This window comes from Desulfosporosinus nitroreducens (genome assembly GCF_023897015.1).
GTDB lineage: Bacteria > Bacillota > Desulfitobacteriia > Desulfitobacteriales > Desulfitobacteriaceae > Desulfosporosinus > Desulfosporosinus nitroreducens.
In genome coordinates, this window is sequence record NZ_JAMHFY010000072.1 from 1 (window position 1) to 2,438 (window position 2,438).

3 protein-coding genes are annotated in these 2,438 nt (G+C 37.3%); all 3 read right to left on the reverse strand.

Annotated elements, in window-relative coordinates:
• Positions 1 to 212 precede the first annotated feature (212 nt).
• A complete protein-coding gene (locus M8E35_RS26120; RefSeq protein WP_252473894.1) occupies positions 213 to 845 on the reverse strand; it encodes a DUF5673 domain-containing protein in 633 nt (210 codons plus the stop codon).
• Between the two features lie 177 nt (positions 846 to 1,022).
• Positions 1,023 to 1,394, reverse strand: a complete 372-nt coding sequence (locus tag M8E35_RS26125; protein ID WP_252473895.1) for a hypothetical protein — start codon at positions 1,392 to 1,394, stop codon at positions 1,023 to 1,025.
• A 199-nt stretch (positions 1,395 to 1,593) separates the two neighbouring features.
• Positions 1,594 to 2,229 carry a tetratricopeptide repeat protein gene (locus tag M8E35_RS26130; RefSeq protein ID WP_252473896.1) on the reverse strand — a complete coding sequence of 212 codons (636 nt, stop codon included), beginning with the start codon at positions 2,227 to 2,229 and terminating at the stop codon, positions 1,594 to 1,596.
• Between the last annotated feature and the right edge of the window lie 209 nt (positions 2,230 to 2,438).

Consider the following 2,438-nt stretch of genomic DNA (forward strand, 5'->3'; position numbering starts at 1 on the left):
CTTCTTCATTAGAGAATTAATACCAAAATAGAAAAGATTGAATTCCCATATAGACCAAGTGCGTTCGGCAGACGGTTTAGTACAACATGAGATTCATGAGGTTCTGTACTCTGCACTGAGCAATTGCTTACCCTTAAGCTATTGATGTTGATCAATGGCTTTTTCTCTTTTAAGGAACCTCATAAATCTCTAGAAGTTATCTGTCGTTCGCGCTACCCAACAATCTCACTATTACTAATGTTTTTTCGGAGCAAATTGTCTATTTCCGTGATTTGAGAAGTATTAATTTTTAGATTAAGTTCTTCTCCTATCATGATTTTTGTCTTTCTCTTAATTAATAATCTTGAGTAGCCTTTCAATAAAAATACTTGTTTCTCAGGCCAATCATATGATTCCATCTTGTTCCATTTAATTAGTTTGCCACCAATAAATAAACCCTTATCCATAAAGAACCTTTTAGAAAAGAAGTCAATATATAGCTCATAAATTAACCTATACAAGATAACTAGATTCACAGGATGTTCTAAAAGCCACAATTTTGGTATTTTGGTTAGGCTGAAATAAACATATGTAATTATTAATGCAACTATTAATATATCAAGAGGTAATGCAACTTTAGAGGTCTTTAAATCACTTTCCAGCTGAATTAAGATTTTCCCTGTATATCGTTTAAAAACCTCTATTCTATATACATCTAATATAAGAATGATTATGCCAATAGTTATGGATATTGCTATTGCAAAGTTTTGAGGAATCACACCATACACTTGAAGGCCCATTACAAACATAACAGCAAAAAAGTAAATAGCTATGTACAATCCATCACCCCTCTTAAATAACCCCATAAGCTACTCCGACACGTGAATGACAGATAACGTTCCGAGGGTTTGCGACGTCGGGTTGCTACCTGAAATGTCTTCCCGATGTCGCAAAACCTCTGTTATACGTCGTAACGGCAAATGCCACATGCAAAACAGACTTTAGATAAGTGTCATCTTACGAAATCAATTACAGAGTGGAATTTAATCCATTAATAGAAGTCCACATGACGGACACTCTTTGTCCTGCGCGGATACACCAATACCACAAGCCGGACAACAATCTCCTAACGAATCAGATTTGCTCTTCGTTGATAAACACGAATTCTGGTAAGGCTCTAGTATTTCTCCTATTCTGACTCCATCAATATTAATTACTTCAATTTCATTGGTCTGAACCCAACGGATCACACCATATTCATCACTTATGGCAGCACGCATGGATTCCCCTTCTTCTTGATGTGGAAACAACACACCTCCCAATACACTCGGTCTAGAGTCTTTGAAAAATGAATACCCTGTTCCAACAAGTGCGTAATGCTTGCCAGTAACCTTATGTACAACAATTGTCGCCAAACTCTCTCCTCCTCTCCCACATAAAAACAGTATACAAACATAGGGACCTAGTTATGACGTATAACGTCCTGAGGGTTTGCGACGTCGGGTTATTACGTTCATATTCTCTCCGGTGTTGCAAACCCTCTGTTATCGGATGGACTGTGCCCAGCGGAGCCATGGATGGCGGAGCGTCTCTACGAAGCTTAACCCCACTATTCTATTTTTTACTCATCCTTTTAACTTTTAGTAAAGTAATATGAACGCTTCCATCATTCTGAAATTCAAACCTTCCATCTTTAATCAAATGATTTAACAATTCTTCTTCATTAAAGGTGAGATATCCCTTAACAATTAATTGACAATATAAATCGGCCAAAACTCTTGCTTTCCTTTTTCCTTTTAGATAATCATAACAAAAATCCGAAACTTCATTGTTCAATCTTATAACCTCAGGTACTGATACCCATTTAAAGTCTCTTTCACTTTTGCCTAATGCAAACAGTGCGTCTAAAATTGAATACTCTATATTACCATTATCCGGATTTTCTCTATATAAAGGTGTGAAATAATCAATCGCTTTTTCGTATTCTTTACATAAAACATATGCCTCTCCCAATCGCCATTGTGCATCGATATCCTCGGGATCATTCTTTGCCGTTTCCTGTCTAAGTCTTTTTAATCCTTCGTAATCCCCTTTACTAATGAGGCTATAGTCATCTTCCCAACCTTCACAACCATCCTCGCCAGTATTATCATCAAGTTCTTTTCTTCGACTATTAATGTCAATAATCTTGCTATCGTTATTCAAACATACTTCCTCTATTCTTATGTCAATTTTAATATTATCCGACATACACCTTCAAAGCCTCACTTAGTGAGCCAAGGATGGCGAACGACTAAGCTCGGGCACAGTCTTTCCGATAACGTCCAGGGATTCCCGACGCGACCCAACCACTTTCATCTATGCTAAGTGTCGGGAATACCGTGTTGTACTAAACCGCTGCGCGGTGGCTTCTTTTAGCTCCAATTCTATATCCATGATATCATCTTTACTGGATAATT